The sequence below is a fragment of the Ignavibacteriota bacterium genome, assembly GCA_016716225.1.
Classification (GTDB): Bacteria; Bacteroidota; Ignavibacteria; order Ignavibacteriales; family Melioribacteraceae.
The window spans coordinates 2,433,466-2,452,979 of sequence record JADJWT010000001.1 but is presented as its reverse complement, the minus strand read 5'-3'; the positions used below and the strand labels follow the sequence as shown (position 1 = coordinate 2,452,979).

Here is a 19,514-nt window from a genome sequence, read left to right as displayed (position 1 = left end):
TATAACGGCGTTGCAAATAACACGCTGCCAATAATTTTAATTTTTATAAATAACGAATAATAATTTTTACAAAACAATGTTTAACTTGTTTTTACTCAAACATTGTTTTCTAACTTTTCCTTGAATTGCACAAACTTTAACAAATTATTTTATTAAAACTTTTCAACCAATTTTTTACAACAATTGCCAAGTGAGAAAGGCAGTCGTGTTGATTTGCTGGTTATGTGTATATTTTAAAATTTATTCTCATACTTCTATAATTCTTACTATGCTTCCTTCATCTACACCAAGCCAGCGGAGAATTGTTTTTGCACGATTTTTATTATTCTTTTTAGCGATATCAAACTCAGCCATTAAACCACTGACATACAATCTTTCATTAACAGTCATACTGGCAAGGCCTTCAATACGTTGGATTTCCGAGACTTTTACTACATCAAATAATTTCTGACCGATTTTTCTTAACAACTCTGTATCAGAATCGTTTTCAGCATAAATAGAAATGCCAGCCATTGAATCGGAATGTAAAACTATTTTATTTTCGCGAATATTGAAATCCCAATAATGTTGATCAATACCATCTAATTTATTTGTTATCTTCGCTTTAAACTCTTTGATAATTGTATCTGATAAACAAACAAATAAATGATCATCCATAGTATTAGATAATTCAATTGAAAGTTTATTTGATGCATCTCTATGTTCTTTCATAATTCCTATACACATAACGGTGTGGCAAATAACTTGCCACCCAAAACAAAAATTTTATTTAATAACGAGTGGTAAATTTACCTGAGCAATGTTTAATTTTTCTTCGCAAACATTGCGAATTAATTTTCTGAACATTGCTCCATTTTAACAAAATACTTAAGTTAAACTTTCGAACTTTCTATTTACAAATTCACCCGACTAAGTTCGGCGGTCAAGTTGATTTGCTTGTTATGTACCTTTTTTTAGCGTAAACTATATAATTTTTTTATTAACCATCTGCCACCATCGGAATTTAATCTATGGGGATAAACAAGAAGATGGCATAAAAAATAAATTGGATTATCTTTAATTATTGTAGGCAAAACATTTCCAGAATGGTCATTGGACTCTTTGTGTAATTCAGACCAACTCTTTTGAAGTGGTGGGACTTCATAAACTGTAGTCCCTTCATTTGCTCTCCACTTATAAAATTCCCATTCGTTTTTTAAAACAAATTTATGGTGCTGAAGTCTTGATACACCAGGCCATAAAAATTTCATTTCGTTTTTAAAATTCTTCATTGCAAAAAGGTGCACAAAACACTCGACAGAATATGACTCTCCATTAAATATTTTTTCTTGTGGATCATTTTTTTTATCGTATAGATTTTTAATATAATTATCATAGTTAATATATGGATCCGGGAAAGTTGATTTTTTGTCTTTACTATGAGCAATAATGACATTGACAATGTCTCTTAAGAATAAATCAATGAACGCGGAACCGTTAGTGTATCTTTGAAATAAGTAGAACAGTAACATTTGTGGTGAAGCATATTCTCCCCAATAGTAAAGATATTTAGAATTATCATTAATAAATTTTTTAAGAAATTCATCGTATTGAGTAATTATATAATCATCATTTTTATAAAAATGATTCCATAAATATAAAAGACTTGTTAAGGCAATTAAATAAGTTATTCGAGGACGATAAGCTATTGATTCAGCTTCTAATAAATAATTAGTGTGATAATATTCTAGTTGTTCTAATTCTTCGGCAATGTTGATAAGTAGATTATAAAGATGTTGAATAGTTAAACTTATTATATCTTCAAAAAAAGAATATTGCAAATTTTGCTTCTCAATAAATCCCATCAAATGAGAAAGATATATAACGTAGCATTCAAACTCAGAAGCATAATTATTCTCTTTATTAAACGGAGTGGCTAAAAAAGAATTAAAAAATGAAATGGAAAGTGCTAATCTACGTGCTTGATTTTTTGATATTTTTAATCTCTCCATTTTATTCATACCAAAATTTTCTGATATAAATATGGATAATTTTTCTTTATCTGGAAATCCCTTGCCGTTTTGCAAATAAAGTTCTAAAAATTGATTTAGATTTGATGGTTTTATTGGCCAAAAATCACTGCCTAGTAATTGTAATCCTTCTAGAAATTTACCTTTAACAATAACCTCTAATTTATCATTTCTCCCTTGATTTGCTAAATTTTGATTGTAAGCATTAACTGAAGATTGAACTTCTTCATCAATATCCGCGTTTATAACTAAAAATGATTTATGTGGTTTTGGTTCTTTGATAGAAGGATGTATAGGACTTTGATAAACTAATTTATTAATTTGAGTTAAATTTTCTTCCCACTTTGATAATGTCATTCTTTCACTTGCTATTCCTTTTAATTGAAAAGCACATATATTACCATCTGTATCTATGGAGATAATATCTTTCCCTTGCTCCATTGCACAATGACGTGTCATGTGTAAAACAGTATGCCCTTTGTTTGTAAGAATTTGACAAAAAGGATACTGGAATAATCTCTCGTTTGCTTCAATCAACCAATTTTCTACTATTCTCTCGATCACGCCATTCTCGTTTTTTTTCATTAATTATTTCATCATATTCTTTTCTTAGTTCTTCATTTTCTTCAATCTCTTTGAACATTTTTTCAAAATCCTCCATTTTATCTGGATGTAGTATAAGCATTTGGTTTTCTGTTTCTCCTTTTTCGTTAAATGGAATCAATCTCATTTTGATTGTTTCGAAAAATAACTTAGGTGTTAAAGGTCCTTCCGTACGATTGCCACTTTTTTTAGTTGATTTATCAATTTCTTCAATTGCAATTTGGAATTGTTGTCTAGCAAAGTCGGCTGCCATCTTATCAAATATCTTATATATATCATCAACTGTCTGATTAGGTATATTTTTAAATTCATGCTCAATTGTTGTTGAGATTCTTTTGAAATCAAAAGGAGCTTCATCACCATCTTCTCTAATAATTTTAGCACCATCACCCTCTACAACAGCTTTTGATGGAACTACAGCGAATGGATTGTTAATTTTAACACGTTGTGAAAAATAATTAAACAACTCATCTCTGAAAATATTCTTTGCATTTATAAAATCAGGTAACATAATTTCTCATTTTTAGGTACATAACAGCGTTGCAAATAACTTGCCGCCCAAAATTAAATTTTTATAAAATAACTAATTGCAAAATTACCGGAGCAATGTTTAATTTTCTTTGCAAACATTGCGACTTAACTTTCTGAACATTGTTCACTTTTAACAAAAAACTTAAAATAAACTTTCACTGCCAAATTTTACATTTTCCGCCAAAACAGAACGGCGGTCAAGTTGATTTGTTTGTTATACATTTTTACTCTAAAACAGTTTTGTTTTTCTTTTTTGATATTGTTGTTGCCAATTTACTCGATTTTATTGCGAAGCCAATTACACTTACGTATATAAATATTGTAATAAATATAAAAGCATAAATATCTGGAATTATTTTTTGGAAATATAAAACAATACTTATAACTACAATGCTAGCACCAATATTAAATAAGTATTTTCCACCAAATTTGTTAGTTTCAAACCAAATTTTTTCATCTTTCATCGTTTCTGGTAATCTTATTCCGTACCAATGATTAATTTTTACTTTTTGCAATATTAATGGAATTGATAGTGCAATCATTATAATTCCAACAAAGCCAGAAATTAGAAATGATATTTCCATATTTCCTCCAAATGTATAACGGCGGCACAAATAACCCGCTGCCAATAACAGCAAACTTAAGTTTATTCGTTTCCGCCAAAGTTTATAAAAACAGTTTTTAAATTGTCTTTAGCAAAAACTGTTTTTTGGTTATTTAAATTTACTTTCAATGTTGAACAACAATTTACAATGAACTTTAATTTTATGTTTTTACAACAAATGCCAGACTGCGAACGCAGTCGGGTTGATTTGTTGGTTAGGTTGCTTTTAATTTATTCTCTAATTACAATTTCTTTGTATTGAAGTATTCTACCTACTACAACTGAGTCTTCAGGGAAAGTACAATTAACGTAATATTTATCATCTGGTAAACCAATAAGAATAATATTTACAATATAGTCACAATTGCAATAATACATATCTATTGCAGTATCTTGTACACTAATAAATATCGAATCTTCGCTTATTCTATATGTTGTTTCAAATCTGTTTGAATCTGGACCACAATTTCCCCATACTCCCAAACTCATTTTCAAAGTATCATTAAATGAATAATTAAAAAGTGAATCATAATGGGTTACTTTAGATAATGTGGAATTACTTTGACATCCAGGCAATTGATGGGAGGAGAATTCAATTTCTTGTTCAGTAGATTTTGTTGGTGAATCTGAGCATGTTGTAATTAATGCAGTTATGCATATCGATATTATTAGTAGTAAAGATATGTTCCTTTGAGTAATCATAACTGACTCCTTTTGTCTTTTTAACTAGCAACCTAACGGCGTGGCAAATAACCCGTCCGCCCAAAACAACAATTTTACTAAATAACGTATGGTTAATTTTAAAGAGCAGTTTTTAATTTTCCTTTGGCAAAAACTGCGTCTCACTTTTATAAATTATACTTCACTTTAACAAAAAACTGAAATTTACTTTCAAACTTTCTGTTTACAAACCAAACCAATATTGAGCGAAGCGGTCGGGTTGATTTGTTTGTTATACAACTTTTTTCTTGCGATTCCAAACACCTTCTAAATTACCGAAATATAGTTTATTTTTTTCTAATGAATTTTTATCTTTTATTTTAATAAGTTCAAGCTTGGCAGATTGAAATTTTATTATAAAATATTCTGTTGTTGTTTCACTGAATAATTTTAATGTGTCATTATTACATATATATTTTCCAGTTGGCATATTGGGTAATTCATATATACCAAAATAAAATTCGCCATTTCTATAAAAATCTATTGTAAATCTAGTATAATCATTTCTTGAAACACCGTTATGATCTTCATGATAATAACTTATTGTTTTTTCCCAAATATTATTAGTTAAATTTTCACAATTTGTTTTTGGATCTGACTTCATAAGAACCGTATAGCACCCATTAAACAAGAGTAATATGAAGAAATATGATAGATTATTTTTATTCATTTTGAAGTTGTATAACGGCGGCGCAAATAACACGCCGCCCAAAATTTAAATTTTACAAAATAACGAATTTATATTTTTACAAAACAATGTTTAACTTTTTTCACAAACATTGTTTTTAAACTTTCTGAATTGCCCTTCACTTTAACAAAATACTTAAAATTACTTTCAAACTTTTATTTTGCACAAAACCCAAGCCGGAACGGCGGTCGGGTTGATTTGTTTGTTATAAGGTTAATTTATTCCTAGAAGATATTCCCAATTTTTATCGTTTTTATAATATTTCAAAATGAAATATTCAGTATTTATACTGTTTTTTAACAATTCCATTCTATAACTACCAGGTAAAAATTTTTCATTAAATATTACAGAAAGTAGCTCTCTATTTTTATTTAACAATTCAAGTTTTACAGTATCAAAATCTTCAACAACAAATTGAAATGTTTGACTAGGAGAGAATGGATTTGGATAATTTTTTGAATCGATTATTGGGACAGTCCAAATTCTCATAAGTTCGATTCCTAAACTTGAATCTGAAGTAACTATTTCGTGATCTTCTGTATTAAAAACTATAAAGTTAAGATTTTGCTCTGTTAGGTTATAAATTCTATACTTATAATTTTGACTCCAGACAATTGTCGATAGTAAATATATTATTAAGTATAAATATTTAAATTTCATTTCTAACCTTATAACGGCGTGGCAAATAACACGCCGCCAATAATTTAAATTTTACTAAATAACGAATTTTTAATTTTACAAAACAATGTTTAACTTTTTTACAAACATTGTTTTTAAACTTTCTGAATTGAACAAACTTTAACAAATAACTTTAGTAATCCTTTCTAACTTTCTATTTACAAATTTCCACCGAATGAAAACGGCGGTCGTGTTGATTTGTTGGTTATATTGCTTTTTAATTTTACATAAATATTAGATAAAGCATTATATACTTTTATTATACATTTATTAATCACAATATTTAATTTCAATTTTTCTTGATAAAATATTTAGAATAAGATCTGGTTTACCAAAACCCAAAAGTATATTTAATAATGATTGAAGATCACCATTTGGTTTATTATTGATTTCAAATGAAAATATTTCTGCTGAATATTCTTTGTCAAAATTAGTTAAATCAGAAAATGAAATATCATTAGAACTAATCTTAATTATTTCACTGAATATAATTTGAACCAATTTAAAGTCTTTTTCATTTTCATCAAATTCTGATACAATTATTTGTAATACTTTTTTTTCAGTATCAATAATAATTTTATCAACTGATAAATCATGCCATTTTATTTTTTGATATAATTTTTCGTAATTCATATTTTTTTAGCAATATAACGGCGACACAAATAACCCGCTGCCCAAAACGGCAAACTTAATTCTATTTGTTTCCGCCAAAGTTTATAAAAAACTGTTGTTAACTTTTCTTTTGAAACAACAGTTTTTTGGTTATTTAAATTTACTTTCAATGCTGAACAACAATTTTAAGTGAACTTTCAAATTTAATTTTTACAACAAATTCCAGACTGCGCGCGCAGTCGGGTTGATTTGTTGGTTAGGCAATCTTTTATTTCAATAAATAACGTGTCAATTCTCCTTTATATGGTATGAATTTTTGATTATTTGATAATTCACCTACTTGTTCCCATTTTACTTGACCTATCCCTGGTGATAAAAATATTTCATAAGAGTACAATAAATAATTATTAGAATTATTCCATTTCCAACTCAAATGAATACAGTTAAAATTACCTGCTGGAACAACAATCATAGTGTCAACCGAAATTACCTCAAATCCATTATATTCTGCCACATTGTCATAATTATGTTTAAATACAATATGTGAAGTATCCCGATCAGTGATCAGTTTCGGATCAGCTACTTTATACACCCAATAGCCATCTTCCTTATTAGTATACCAAATAGAATTTGAATTGTTATACTGATACCATCTGATATCGGAAATGATTGTGTCTTTTAACACACTTTGAATATCATATTCAATAAAGTCAATTTTGCCGGTTGAATCAGAAGTAGTTGTTTCATATTTCCATTCGTTACCTACTTTGAGAGGTATTATTTCTAATTGGTCGTTTTCTATAGGACTAACATTATCTGAACAACTTATGAATAAAGACAACAATAAAGATAATCCTATGAACATTCTGTAGAACATCATATCACATGCCTATATATAAATTCTTAATAATTCTTTTAGTATTGCCTAACGGCGTGGCAAATAACCCGTCCGCCAATAACAACAATTTTATTAAATAACGATTGATTTATTTTAAAGAGCAGTTTTTAATTTTCACCAGCAAAAACTGCGACTAACTTTTCTGAATTGCACTTATCTTTAACAAAAGACTAAAATAGATTCCCAAACTTTTAGTTTACAAACCAAACCAGAATTGAGCGAAGCGGTCGGGTTGATTTGTTTGTTATAACGCTTTTGGAATTATCTCAATAATTTTATTTTTACCAAAACATTTAAATAATATTACTTTTTCGATTCTTTCAGAATAAGTAATATTATCAATTATATATTGTTGGATAAAACTAATTGAGTAGTCTTCCAATGCAGTATCCAGTAATTTAAAATTAAATTCTTTATTAGCATAACCTAAAAGCCAAATTTTATTAGAAACATAGTTTTGAAGTTTATTTTCTATTTTATCATTTATTCGCTCTACAGCAACATTTAACAATTCTTCATTTTCATAAAGTAAATTTGTTTTTAATTTCTTTCTAATACTTTTCAAATGATGCTGATTTACACAACCAAGTTCTCTTTCTTCTTGAGACATTAATAAATTTGAATTATGCGATGAAACCAATTCAAATAATTCAATCCCTATATTTACATTATTAGATTTAATAATGAAGTCCGGATTTTCCTCATTATAATTACTATAAATTGATTTCGCTTCATTTGTTGATAATATTGATATTTTATTATCATATTCGTCAATGAAACTTTCAAGAATCTCAATTTCTTCCTTTTTATTACCCATATTTTTCTATCGTTATAACGGCGCACGCTGCTAAGCAGATACTCTGTTTATGCTGCTTGAGCAGTTGGTTATCCATAGCCTCTGGCGATGGATAGATTCTAAACTGCTGTTCGGTTAGTCTGAATAACAAAAATTTTGATGCGTAAATACGTTAATTATTTATCGTCATATAAATTTTACAAAATAGAATATTTAAGTGGTAACAAAACAGTGAACATTAAAATAATACATTTAACAAACCAATTTATGCTAAAAGCATTAAAATTTTTTAGCAGCGTGCGCCGTTATCCACAGCCTCAAGTTCGGTCACTTTGCTGCTTTAGCATAATTAAAAACACATAGGAGCAAAGCGATGGGGAAAACTGTAGCAATAAAAATATTAAAAACTTTTCTGCTTATTGTAGCGATTTCTATCATTGATTTTTCTGTTCAATATATCCATGACAATATATTGGGAGGAGGAATCGCTATAAAGTTCAGTGAAAAAACCAGCGGTATTGGCAGCGTACCCCTCGAGAGCAAATATAGGTTCAATCAACTCACAGTTAAGGATTTGAGAAGGTTTTTCTCCATAGACAATAAGCGTACATCGGTAGAACTTACAATTGTTAAAGGCTTTGCCATCAAGCACAATACTTTCGTTGGTAAAGGTTCTATGTTCTATCGTCTCAAATGAAATATAGTTATCCGACGATTGAACAAAATGTATCGTAAATGGAACTGAAAAAATTATGGCTAAAATTATCCAAAATGGTATTTTAAGTGGTGGAACGTTTCTTACGTGCGGAAATTTAACAACGAACCATCCAACGATTAAAGAAATTGTTGCATTGATTAGATAAGGCAGAAATGATTTGATGTCCATTATTTTATATCCTATAATTTATTCAACATCGCTTTGCTTGCCTCACCGTGAAGATAACGGCAGAGGCTGTGGATAACTATATATTAAGCAGAATACCCTTCTCATATTCAAAAGAGCAAATAAAGAAGTTTATTCTTCTTTTTGTTTTTCTAATATCTACTTAAAATTTTTATAACTTGTTATAAAATATACTTTTATAAAAAATTTTCAAACTTAAATTTTGGTATGTTATACGGAATTTTCTTCCGCTTTTCATTCCCTAATATCTATTTTTTTTCTTCCGTTTTTCAATACCTAATATTTGCGTCTAGTGGACTCCTAACTCCGGTTCCACTGTTTAAAACATGTGTATAAATCATTGTTGTTTTTACCGATGAATGTCCTAATAATTCTTGTATTGTTCTTATATCGTAACCGTTTTCAAGCAAGTGAGTTGCAAATGAATGTCTGAATGCATGAGATCCTGCGTGTTTTGTAATTTCAGCTTTTTTCAAAATATCTTTAATTTTCTTTTGAACAGTTGATTCATGCAAATGATGTCTGTAATAAAAATTATATTTTTCTGCTAAAACAAATTTATCCGATGGAAAAACATACTGCCATCCAAATTCTTTGCCGGCGTTTGGATATTTATCTTTTAATGCGCTTGGTAATATAGTTTCACCTTTTCCAGATTTTAAATCTCTCTCATGCAATTTTTTAACTTTTTGCAGATGATTTTTAATTTCCGGAATTAGTGCAGTAGGCAAAATTGTTTGTCTGTCTTTTTCTCCTTTGGAATCACGTACCGTTATCATTTTGTAATCTATGTCAATATCTTTAACACGTAATCTTAATGCTTCACCTAATCTTAATCCGCCGCCGTATAAAATTGAAACAATTATTTTGGTAACTCCATTTAATTGTTTGAATATTTCCGAAATTTCATTTTGAGAGAATACTGTAGGAAGTTTTAAACTTCTTCTGGCTCTTTTTACATCTTCTAGCAAACCTAAATCAATATTCAAAACTTTGCTGTATAAGTACAAAATAGCATTCATTGCTTGGTTTTGTGTAGAAGCCGAAACTTTTTTATTTACAGCTAAAAATGTAAGATATTTTTCCAGTTCCTTTTTGCCCAATTCTTCTGGATGTTTTTTTCCATTAAATATAATGTAATTTTTAATCCACCTTAGGTAAGCTTCTTCTGTTTTTCTGCTATATCTATGCGCTTTTAATGTTAATCTAACTTTATCAAGAAGTTTAGGATTTTTTGTTACGATAGTTTTGTTATGTTGTTTACTTTCTAACAATTATGCAGATATTTTTTTGAATTTTGACATGAAATTAAATAATTTATAATTAAATTTCAATTATTAAATTATTGATTTCCTAATTATCTATTAAAAAATATTAAACTTTCTTAATTATAAAAAGATATAAACTATTATTTATTTTTCTCACTGCTTCGCACAATCACTTACATTATTAATAAATTAAATTAGTTTAAGTATTTAATTTAATATAATGAATATTTTATCTTTTGTAAATACGTATAAGTACGTACACCGTATTTTTGCCCTAAAATTTTAATATTGCTCTAAAAAAAATATTTTTCTAACTTGTAAATGGAATTAAACTTTGATAAAATTTTACGATGACTTTAGTATCTTCATCTGTAATAGTTTTCACCTCAATTAAAAACTTCTCTGTTTTACAAATAGTTACAAATAAATTTAAGTCAGTTTGTTACAAATCTTTAACTCAACCAATTTTACAATTAAAATTTAGGTGAAAAAATGACGCATATTTGTTTTCATGCCAGAGCAGATCATCATGATCAATTTGCTGATACTTTTGAAGAAGCAAAAAAAATTGCAGATGAATGGATTGATGAAGGTGATTCTCATATTCAAATCTTTAAATTATCTGCTGATGAAGTAACTGATTATATTGATCTTGATGAAGAATTAATATATTCCGAAAAAGGGAAATAAATTTTAACAATTTTTTTTTGGCATTTAGATAAAGTTTTGTGTAATTAAATTATATTTGTCTTAATAAAATGAATTTTTTCTAAATGCCAAATACTCTTGTACACATTGGAATAAACGGATTTTTAATAAAATCCGTATCAAAAAAATCTAATTTATTTTGGATTTATTTGGGCTGTATAATTTCGGATATTCCATGGATTTCAAAAAAATTCTTTGAGCTTTTTATTCCCGAAATAAATGGCTATGATCTGCAAGCATATTCGATTATTCAAGCAACTCTTATATTCAGCATAATTTTAAGTTTATCACTTTCATTTCTATCCAAAAATATTTTGCAAACTTTTATAATTCTTTCTGCCGGTTCAATTTTACATTTAGCCGCTGATTCATTAGAAACAAAATGGGCAAATGGTGTTCACTTTTTTGCTCCGCTAAATTGGGATTTAATAAATTTTGGAATTATTTGGCCCAATAATATAATTATACATGTTCTTGGATTTTTCGGACTTGCATTTTTTGTTTGGAGTTGGAAGAATATTGAGAATTCATATCCGGTTTTTTCATTCCCTACAAAAAGAATTTATTATTTCATCGCAATTTTATTTTTATACATTTTTCTTCCCTTAACTTTTATAAATCAAGTTTATCAAGCTGATAATCATTTTATTCAAACTTTGAAAAATCATGAAAATCGAATTGGGAAATATGTTGAGATGGATAGAAAGAAAATTGAATTGATTCCGGAATATCAAACTTACCGGATTAAATCTTTCAATAAAGATTGGATTAATCTTACGAATATTGGGAAAATAAATTCCAGTACAATTTCGGTAAAAGGGAAATTTATAAAAAGCAATTTAATTGAAGTATTTGATTATCAAGAGAATTTAGGAATTGTTAGAGACGGCGCTTCTTATATTGGATTATTTCTGATATTTATTTTTAGCGTTAAAATTTTACTTAAGAATTTTTACTCAAAATCATTTGAAAAAATTAAAACTTAATTTACAATTTGATTTGCAAATGGTTCATCATTTTCCAGATCGTAATCTTCAAAAAAACTGTGTGCAACATAATATTTTAGTAATTCACGCATTCTTTTTTCATCATAATTTGATTCAATAATTCTAACACATTCGGAAATTATTTTATTTACATTTCCGTTTTTAACACTTATTTCCGGAATTTCATTTATCGAAAGTTTTCTGCTAACTTCATTTATTAAAAAATATGCCGAAATAGAAGGTTCAAAATATGCATCCATTTTGCCGCCGTTAGTTTTTAAGTGTAATTATCGGCTGAATTAAAAATTATTTAAGTTCAGTAAAGCAAAATTGTTTTACATCACAATATCTGTATCAATTTTTATATTTATTTGTTATGTCTTTAAAAGACTTAAATAACTTCCTTTTGATTTGTTGGTCCTCAATGGCTCTAAGTAAAATTTATTTAGAGCCATTTTTTTTGCCAAAATTTATTCAACCAAATATCTTTTAATTTTTTGTGTTGTAGTTTTCACAAATTCATTTTCACGGATGTAGAATTTTACTATTTTTTTATGTGATGCAAGATTTTTATTAACTTTTGCAACCTCTTGTTCAATTGTTTCGTTTATAATTTTATCCGTAATGTGAATATTTTTTTCTTGAGAATAAAGAATGAATGCTTCTGCATCAACAACAATTTGTGCCGCAATTATTTCATCTTGCTTTTCATTTTTTTCGCCGTAAACTAAACATTCCAAAATATACGGACTATGATTTAGCTGATCTTCAATTTCTTCGGGGAAAACATTTTTTCCACTTTTTGATATAATTACATTTTTCTTTCTTCCGCTGATGTGCAAAAATCCATCTGAATCTAAAAATCCTAAATCACCGGTTTTAAACCATCCATCAGAAAATGCGTCTTTTGTCTTTTCCGCATCTTTGTAATATCCAAGCATAACATTATTTCCTTTAGCGTAAATTTCTCCAATTCCGTCTTCATCTTTGTTAACAATCTTTATTTCAACATTCGGCAGTGGAACTCCGGCAGCATCATTTTTAAAATTATTTATTTGGTTTAAAGCTAAAATTGGAGAGGTTTCTGTTAAGCCGTAACCTTGTAAAAATGCAAATCCAAATCCTTGCAAACCTTCCGCAACAACCGGATCAGCGGCAGCTCCTCCAACAATAAATATTCTAATTGCTCCTCCAAATTTTTCTTGAAGTTCTTTGAATATTTTTTTCTTTAAATCTTTTACTCCAAATTTTTGAGTAAAGTTTGTAAGTTTAATTAATTTTGGAACTAGGAAAGCTTTCTTTTTATCTTCGTTAATTGCTTTCATAACTTTCTTAAACATTTTATCAAATAACAAAGGAACGCCAAGTACAATTGTAGCTTTTACTTTTTGCATATCTTCGGCAACAGTTTTTAACGAGCGCGCATAATGAATTGATGACCCGGCGTAAAGCGGACACAGCATTCCGCATGTACATTCATATGTATGATGAATTGGAAGTACTGATAAAAATCTATCTTCGGGATACATCATCAACATACTTAACATATCTACCAAATTTGAGGCTAAATTTTTCTGTGAAAGCATTACTCCTTTTGCTCTTCCCAATGAACCGGAAGTAAAAATTATTTCCGCTAAATCTTCCGGATTAATATTTGGAAGAATTGTTGTATCACCAATAATTTGACTGTCAATAAGACTTTTCATACTTAAAAATTTACCGTCTGTATCAGCTTTATCCATATTGATAAAGATTCTCAATTTTTTTAGAACATTTTTATTTTCCGAGATTATATTTGCAAAAGTATCGGAAAAAATAATTGCTTCTGAATCAGATTCGTGAATGATATTTAGAATTTCATTTTCGGTTAAATTTTTATCAATCGGCACAACAACATAATTAAAGCACATTAATGTCAAATATGAAACTGACCACTGAACTCTGTTTTCGCCAATAAGAGCAATGTGATTTCGTTCTTTTAAGCCTAATGCTTTTAAAGCTTTTCCAAATCTTAAAATATTATCTTTTAGTTCAGCGTATGTAACTTTTGAAATTGGATAATTCTGCAAATCTTCTAGGGCAAGTTTATCTTTGTAAACTTCGGATGATCTCAAAATCATTTCTTGAACACTTGAGATTTTAGGAACATCAAATAATTTAATTTTACTTTTCATTTTACCCTCTTAATATATTTTGATTCTTATATCCTATTTTGATATACAACTTTTGTAAAGATATTTTTAAATCAAATATAAATTTGTGCTTTAGTTAACACAAATATTTAACTTAATTCTTTTAAAATTCCTTTAAGTAAATTGTAGAATTTTTCTACATCTTTAATATTTACTTTTTCATCTGGCGAATGTGCGCCTTGAATTGTTGGGCCAAATGATATCATATCAAGTCCGGGAAATTTTGCACCAAGCAATCCGGTTTCTAATCCGGCATGAATTGCTTTAATCTCTGGTTCTTTTTTAAACATTTGTTTATAAACTTTTTTAGATACTTTTAATAAATTTGATTCCATATTCGGCTGCCATCCCGGATATCCATCACCTTCCGTAAGTTTTGCACCGGAAAGTTTAAATATGGATTTAACTGAATTTGCAATTTTATTTTTTGCGCTTTCAATTGAGCTTCTTTGACTTGTTCCGATTGTTAAAATTTTATTATCCATTTTTAAAGTTGCTAAATTTGTTGATGTTTCAACAAGTTCTGGTATATCCGGACTCATAGAAATTACTCCATGAGGTAACGCAAGTAATACATTAATTAATTTTTCAGTAAACTCGGTTTTAAATACTTTTGAAAATTTATTCGTAGATTTTTTCAAAACAATATTCAAATTTGGATCAACGGTTTTAAACTCAAGCAATGATTTAGCAACAAAATCTTTTGCATACTTTTTAAGTTCTTTTTCATCTTTTGGATCAATTAATATTATTACTTCGGCTTCTCGGGGAATTGCATTTCTTAATGAGCCGCCGCCAATTTGAGCAATTTTATATTTTATATTTATTTGTGATAAAAAATGTCCAAGTAATTTAATTGAATTTGCTCTTTGCTGAATTATATCCAATCCGGAATGACCGCCTTTTAAACCAGTAATTAAAATTTCAAAGGGAATAAAATCTTTTTTTAATTTTTTAAACTCAATTTCAAATGAACCCGCAGTATCTTGTCCGCCAGAACATCCAACATAAAAAGCTCCATCTTCTTCGGAATCCATATTTAATAAAGTTTTACCGGAAATAAACTTCGGCTGAATTTCGTTTACACCGGTCATTCCGGTTTCTTCATCAATTGTAAAAAGTAATTCTAACGGTCCGTGCACAGCTGATTTATCTAATGAAATTGCCATAGCCGCAGCAACTCCAATTCCGTTATCTGCACCAAGTGTTGTTCCGTCTGCTTTAATCCATTCACCGGTATTTATAAGTTTAATCGGGTCTTTATCAAAATCATGATTTGTACCTTTGTTCTTTTCGCAAACCATATCTACATGTCCTTGCAAAACAATTATAGGAGATTTTTCTTTTCCTTTTGTTGCCGGAATATAAATTACAATATTGCCAACTTTATCTTCTTTAAAATTAAAATTATTTTTTTGCGCAAATTGTTTTACGAATTCAACAGCTTTACGTTCTCGTTTTGATGGTCTTGGAATCTGACTTAATTCATAAAAATTCTGCCATAATAATTCCGGTTTTAATCCTTCAATTGCTTTTTTTGCCATGATTTTCACCTTATTTTAATAATAAATTTTTAACTATGTCTGATATTCAAAATATCACCATCTTGCACAATATATTCTTTGCCTTCAAGTTTCCAAACTCCGGCTTCCTTACATTTTGCAAAAGTTTTATATTTCATAAAATCTACATATCCAACAACTTCCGCACGAATAAATTTACTATAAAAATCCGAATGTATTACACCGGCAGCATCTTGCGCTGTATAATTTTTCTTAATTGTCCACGCCCTATTTTCATCTTCCCCAACTGTAAAAAAACTTTGCAATCCTAATGCTTCATACGAAGCTTTTAAAATTTTGCTTAATGCAGATTCTTTTATTCCGTAATCTGCCATAAACAATTCTCTATCTTCATCTTCCAGTTTGGAAAGCTCCAACTCAAGTTTTGCAAAAAAAGGAATGATTTTAACATTCGTATCATTTAATAAATCTGCAACTTTTTGAATTTCAGAATTAATAATATCCATAGAGCCATCATCAAAATTAATTGCAATTACTAAAGGTTTCAACGTCATTAGCTGATAGCCTGAGAGTAATTTTCTTTCAGATTCATCCAAATCTAAACTTCTTAATGGTTTTTCCTTTTCAACATGCTGCATACATTTTTCAATAACCGGAATTTCTCTTTTTAATCTTTCATCTTTTATTTTCAGAATTTCTCTTTTAATTTTTTCCATCCTTGTTTCCAAAAACGCCATATCATGAAATAAAAATTCATTTTCCAAAAATGATATATCTTCACAAACATCAATTTTATTCATGGGATGAGGAACAGAATCTTCTTTAAACTTTCTTATCACATAGAAAAGTGCATCATTATTTTTAACTTCATTTAAGAACGAAGATGTAATTCGTAATTTTCCATCGTCAGCCGTACGTAAACCGGGAATATCATAAACTTCAATAGTGGCATTTACAGTTTTTTTTGGATTGAATATTTCAGTAAGTAAATCCAATCTTTCATCGGGAACTTTTACAACTTCTACTGCGGCTTTATCTGAAACTACATTTGGATTATTTTCTGTTCCGGAAAGTATATTAAAAAGTGTCGTTTTACCAGAATATTGCAATCCAACTAAACCAATCTGCATAAATTAATTATCCTTTTTTGAATTATTGAAAGAACAAATTTAACAAAACCAATTTGCAATTACGATAATTATAAATTTTTAGTTTTATCCAACTATTTGAGTATGAAGTCCAATTTCCTCAAGAATAGATGTAACTTTTAAACAATTTATCATTTCACCCGCAAAAACCATTGCTTTGCCTTTTACATGAACTTCAAATGCAAGAGATTTAGCTTTTTCAAACGAGCAATTTATTGCTTTAATTAGCTGAATTATAACTTCTTCAAATGTGTGAATATCATCGTTAAATAAGAAAACTCTATATCCAGCATCAATAATTGTATCTTCAAAAAATTCCGGTTTCAGCTGTTGATCTGGATTTTCAAAACTTAATTTTGGTGAAATTTGCATCATTTTTTATAAATGAGATTAAATATTAAATTAAGATGTTTTTTTTTATATTGCTCATATAAATTAGTAATTTTAAACATATTAAGGTATAGATTCGGTTTGGAAAAAGTTCAAGTAGATATTTTAGGATTATCATCAAGTCCATCAGCCGGCGGAGCATACGCTTTGTTATTGAAAGAATCATTCGGCACAAGAAGATTACCAATAATTATCGGATCATTTGAAGCTCAGTCAATTGCATTGGAAATTGAAGGAATAAAACCTCCGCGACCGTTGACTCACGATTTAATGAAAAATTTAGTTGATGATATGGGCGCAACAATTTTAGAAGTTTATATCGATGAATTACGCGATAACACTTTTTATGCAAAAATTATAATTGAAATGTCAACTTTAACAAATACAATTGACGCACGACCAAGTGATGCAATAGCTTTGGCAGTTAGAACGGGTTCACAAATTTTTGTTTCTGAAGAAGTTATGCGTGCTGCATCTTTTGTACCTTCCGGTGAAGAAAATGATGAATCTGAAGAATCTTTTGAAATTGCGAATGATTTTGAAGCTAAACAATTTCCAAAGCAATCTTCTGAAACTAAAGTTGCTTCTTTGCAAGATCAGTTAAGAGAAGCATTGGAAAAAGAGGATTACGAAAGAGCTGCAAAATTAAGAGATGAAATAAATCGACTAAAAGGAAATAATTAATTTCCTTAGCAAAATTAAGTATTTTGATGTAATTTTTTATTGAGTTAAACAAAGTATCTTAAAATAGAAATACGTAAAATTCCGTTCAGTTAATTAAAAATTGTTTTCCCAATTTCGCATTCCAAACATTTATTTTTACTGCAATAATTTCTAAAAGCTTCAATCATACCTTGAGCATAAATTGTTTTCTTTTCAATTCCTACAGAATTTAAACCATGTGCAACATCCCTTACAATTTTATTATCCAATTTTTGCTCGTACTCATTATAAATTTTTAACACTTTTTTAGATAAATTATGATTTCCAAAAACTTCAAAATAAACAGATAAAAAAGGTAAAATCACATTTACGAATATCTCATCGGCACGTGAAACGCCAATTAAATAATTCAATTTTATATTTGATTTTTTATCAAAAACATAATGTTCAGCCCAATATCCATTAGCTTTTATTACAAACAAGCTTCTTATTGAATTAATTAAAACCGCTTCCTTTTTTATTTCCGAAAATTTTCTAATTAAATGTCCAATTAAATTATGATTTAAAATTGCCTCAATTATTTTTATTCCGCCGGCAATTCTAATAGTTGGAAAATTCTGTGGTCGCTGACCTAAAAAGTGCCATTGAGTTTCATCAAAATATTTACCATCGTAATTTTGTTTTTCTTGATTCCATATTTCATTCAAATTTCTCACATAATTTTCTTCATCTGAAGAAATATTTTCCGGAAGCAAACCGGAAATTTTGAACAAAATTGATTCTAACTTTAATTGGAATTTTTCATCTAAATTAATTTTTGAAATAAATTTCAGATTTACATTTTGAGCCAACTTCTGCATAATCTTTTTATTTTTCGAATATCCAAGCGCTTCAAATATAAATTCATAAAGTAACTGTTTCCAAATTTCCTTATCTCTAAATTCTGATTGCAAAAAAACTTTATTATTAAATTCTTGAGTCAATTCATATCTAATTACCGGTTCATTAAGTTTAAGATCATTTAGAAATTTTAATTCCTTTAACCGAGTAAATACATTTGAACATTTATTTTCAAATCTCTTTAATCCATAATTTAATAAAGCATTTTCAATTATTTTTTTATCGATTGAATTAATTTCCGAACTGCATCGCAGCTCAAAATTTTTGTCCGAACTTTTTGAATTACTCATATTCATTGGTTCAATTTCATCAATTGAAATAAAATTCTCCAAAGATAATGATTGAACTTTTCTTCCATCACTTGTATAAACATAATTTTGTTTTAAATTGTTTGTTACGCAAATGTGCAAAATAGTTTTGTTATAATTTCTATTTATATTATGCCCATGCCGTTTCCAATCCGAATAATCTTGGTCAATCTCAACATCGCCTATAAAAGTGAGATTACCTAATTTAATTCTGGCATGTTTAAAATCGGGACCGGTTTCATCATTATTATATTCACCGGGAAACAGAACTTCAATTTCTTCACCGGAAAAAGTTTTTAGTTCATTTGTAAAATTTTGGTGTGCCCAAATTTGGTGGATTTTTTTCTCGGATATTTTTTGTGAAGACTGCATTATTTTTCTAAAA

At 28.4% G+C, this 19,514-nt stretch carries 21 protein-coding genes; 4 read left to right on the top strand and 17 right to left on the bottom strand.

All coding sequences use genetic code 11. The annotated features are described in order from the left end of the window. Positions 1-246 precede the first annotated feature (246 nt). The 10 genes from IPM32_10885 to IPM32_10840 all read right to left on the bottom strand — a co-directional run bounded on the left by IPM32_10885 (position 247) and on the right by IPM32_10840 (position 8,160). The gene (locus tag IPM32_10885) at positions 247-726 is read right to left on the bottom strand and encodes a hypothetical protein (protein MBK8945756.1); all 480 of its coding nucleotides are present in this window, start codon (positions 724-726) and stop codon (positions 247-249) included. 227 nt (positions 727-953) lie between these two features. After that, positions 954-2,594: a hypothetical protein gene (locus tag IPM32_10880; protein ID MBK8945755.1), complete on the bottom strand. Its 1,641-nt coding sequence runs from the start codon at positions 2,592-2,594 to the stop codon at positions 954-956. Then, positions 2,539-3,123: a hypothetical protein gene (locus tag IPM32_10875; protein MBK8945754.1), complete on the bottom strand. Its 585-nt coding sequence runs from the start codon at positions 3,121-3,123 to the stop codon at positions 2,539-2,541. The genes IPM32_10880 and IPM32_10875 overlap by 56 nt, the downstream gene beginning before the upstream one ends. 244 nt (positions 3,124-3,367) lie before the next feature. Next, on the bottom strand, positions 3,368-3,727 hold the full coding sequence (locus IPM32_10870; GenBank protein ID MBK8945753.1) for an SdpI family protein: 360 nt from the start codon (positions 3,725-3,727) through the stop codon (positions 3,368-3,370). 251 nt (positions 3,728-3,978) lie between these two features. After that, entirely contained in the window at positions 3,979-4,236 is a 258-nt protein-coding gene (locus IPM32_10865) for a hypothetical protein (GenBank protein ID MBK8945752.1), read from the bottom strand. 463 nt (positions 4,237-4,699) lie between these two features. Further along, a complete protein-coding gene (locus IPM32_10860) occupies positions 4,700-5,071 on the bottom strand; it encodes a hypothetical protein (GenBank protein MBK8945751.1) in 372 nt (123 codons plus the stop codon). Between the two features lie 297 nt (positions 5,072-5,368). After that, on the bottom strand, positions 5,369-5,815 hold the full coding sequence (locus tag IPM32_10855; GenBank protein ID MBK8945750.1) for a hypothetical protein: 447 nt from the start codon (positions 5,813-5,815) through the stop codon (positions 5,369-5,371). 288 nt (positions 5,816-6,103) lie between these two features. After that, complete coding sequence (locus IPM32_10850) at positions 6,104-6,466, bottom strand: hypothetical protein (protein MBK8945749.1); 363 nt, start codon at positions 6,464-6,466, stop codon at positions 6,104-6,106. Between the two features lie 247 nt (positions 6,467-6,713). Further along, positions 6,714-7,310, bottom strand: coding sequence for a hypothetical protein (locus IPM32_10845; GenBank protein MBK8945748.1), 597 nt, complete (start codon positions 7,308-7,310; stop codon positions 6,714-6,716). A 277-nt stretch (positions 7,311-7,587) separates the two neighbouring features. After that, positions 7,588-8,160 (bottom strand): hypothetical protein, encoded by a 573-nt coding sequence (locus tag IPM32_10840; protein MBK8945747.1) that lies wholly within the window; start codon positions 8,158-8,160, stop codon positions 7,588-7,590. Positions 8,161-8,512: 352 nt separating this feature from the next. Between IPM32_10840 and IPM32_10835 the strand changes: the two genes are divergently transcribed. Continuing rightward, positions 8,513-8,836: a hypothetical protein gene (locus tag IPM32_10835; protein MBK8945746.1), complete on the top strand. Its 324-nt coding sequence runs from the start codon at positions 8,513-8,515 to the stop codon at positions 8,834-8,836. 476 nt (positions 8,837-9,312) lie between these two features. Here IPM32_10835 and IPM32_10830 read toward each other — a convergent pair whose 3' ends face one another. Next, entirely contained in the window at positions 9,313-10,287 is a 975-nt protein-coding gene (locus IPM32_10830) for an integron integrase (protein ID MBK8945745.1), read from the bottom strand. Between the two features lie 516 nt (positions 10,288-10,803). On the opposite strand from IPM32_10830, the gene IPM32_10825 reads away from it, so the two are divergent. Continuing rightward, positions 10,804-11,001, top strand: a complete 198-nt coding sequence (locus tag IPM32_10825) for a hypothetical protein (GenBank protein ID MBK8945744.1) — start codon at positions 10,804-10,806, stop codon at positions 10,999-11,001. Between the two features lie 83 nt (positions 11,002-11,084). Beyond that, positions 11,085-12,005, top strand: coding sequence for a hypothetical protein (locus IPM32_10820; GenBank protein MBK8945743.1), 921 nt, complete (start codon positions 11,085-11,087; stop codon positions 12,003-12,005). Here IPM32_10820 and IPM32_10815 read toward each other — a convergent pair. From IPM32_10815 to IPM32_10795, 5 genes are all read right to left on the bottom strand, one after another. Then, a complete protein-coding gene (locus tag IPM32_10815; protein ID MBK8945742.1) occupies positions 12,002-12,265 on the bottom strand; it encodes a hypothetical protein in 264 nt (87 codons plus the stop codon). The genes IPM32_10820 and IPM32_10815 overlap by 4 nt on opposite strands. Before the next feature lie 210 nt (positions 12,266-12,475). After that, a complete protein-coding gene (locus tag IPM32_10810; protein MBK8945741.1) occupies positions 12,476-14,179 on the bottom strand; it encodes an AMP-binding protein in 1,704 nt (567 codons plus the stop codon). 107 nt (positions 14,180-14,286) lie between these two features. Beyond that, positions 14,287-15,741, bottom strand: coding sequence for an aminoacyl-histidine dipeptidase (locus IPM32_10805; protein MBK8945740.1), 1,455 nt, complete (start codon positions 15,739-15,741; stop codon positions 14,287-14,289). A gap of 29 nt (positions 15,742-15,770) precedes the next feature. Beyond that, on the bottom strand, positions 15,771-16,850 hold the full coding sequence (ychF, locus tag IPM32_10800) for a redox-regulated ATPase YchF (GenBank protein MBK8945739.1): 1,080 nt from the start codon (positions 16,848-16,850) through the stop codon (positions 15,771-15,773). Between the two features lie 84 nt (positions 16,851-16,934). Beyond that, entirely contained in the window at positions 16,935-17,240 is a 306-nt protein-coding gene (locus IPM32_10795) for an ATP-dependent Clp protease adaptor ClpS (protein MBK8945738.1), read from the bottom strand. A 99-nt stretch (positions 17,241-17,339) separates the two neighbouring features. Here IPM32_10795 and IPM32_10790 point away from each other — a divergent pair, with 99 nt between their 5' ends. Further along, on the top strand, positions 17,340-17,942 hold the full coding sequence (locus IPM32_10790) for a bifunctional nuclease family protein (GenBank protein MBK8945737.1): 603 nt from the start codon (positions 17,340-17,342) through the stop codon (positions 17,940-17,942). Positions 17,943-18,031: 89 nt separating this feature from the next. On the opposite strand, the gene IPM32_10785 is transcribed toward IPM32_10790, so the two are convergent. Further along, positions 18,032-19,501, bottom strand: coding sequence for a DUF2851 family protein (locus IPM32_10785; protein MBK8945736.1), 1,470 nt, complete (start codon positions 19,499-19,501; stop codon positions 18,032-18,034). Between the last annotated feature and the right edge of the window lie 13 nt (positions 19,502-19,514).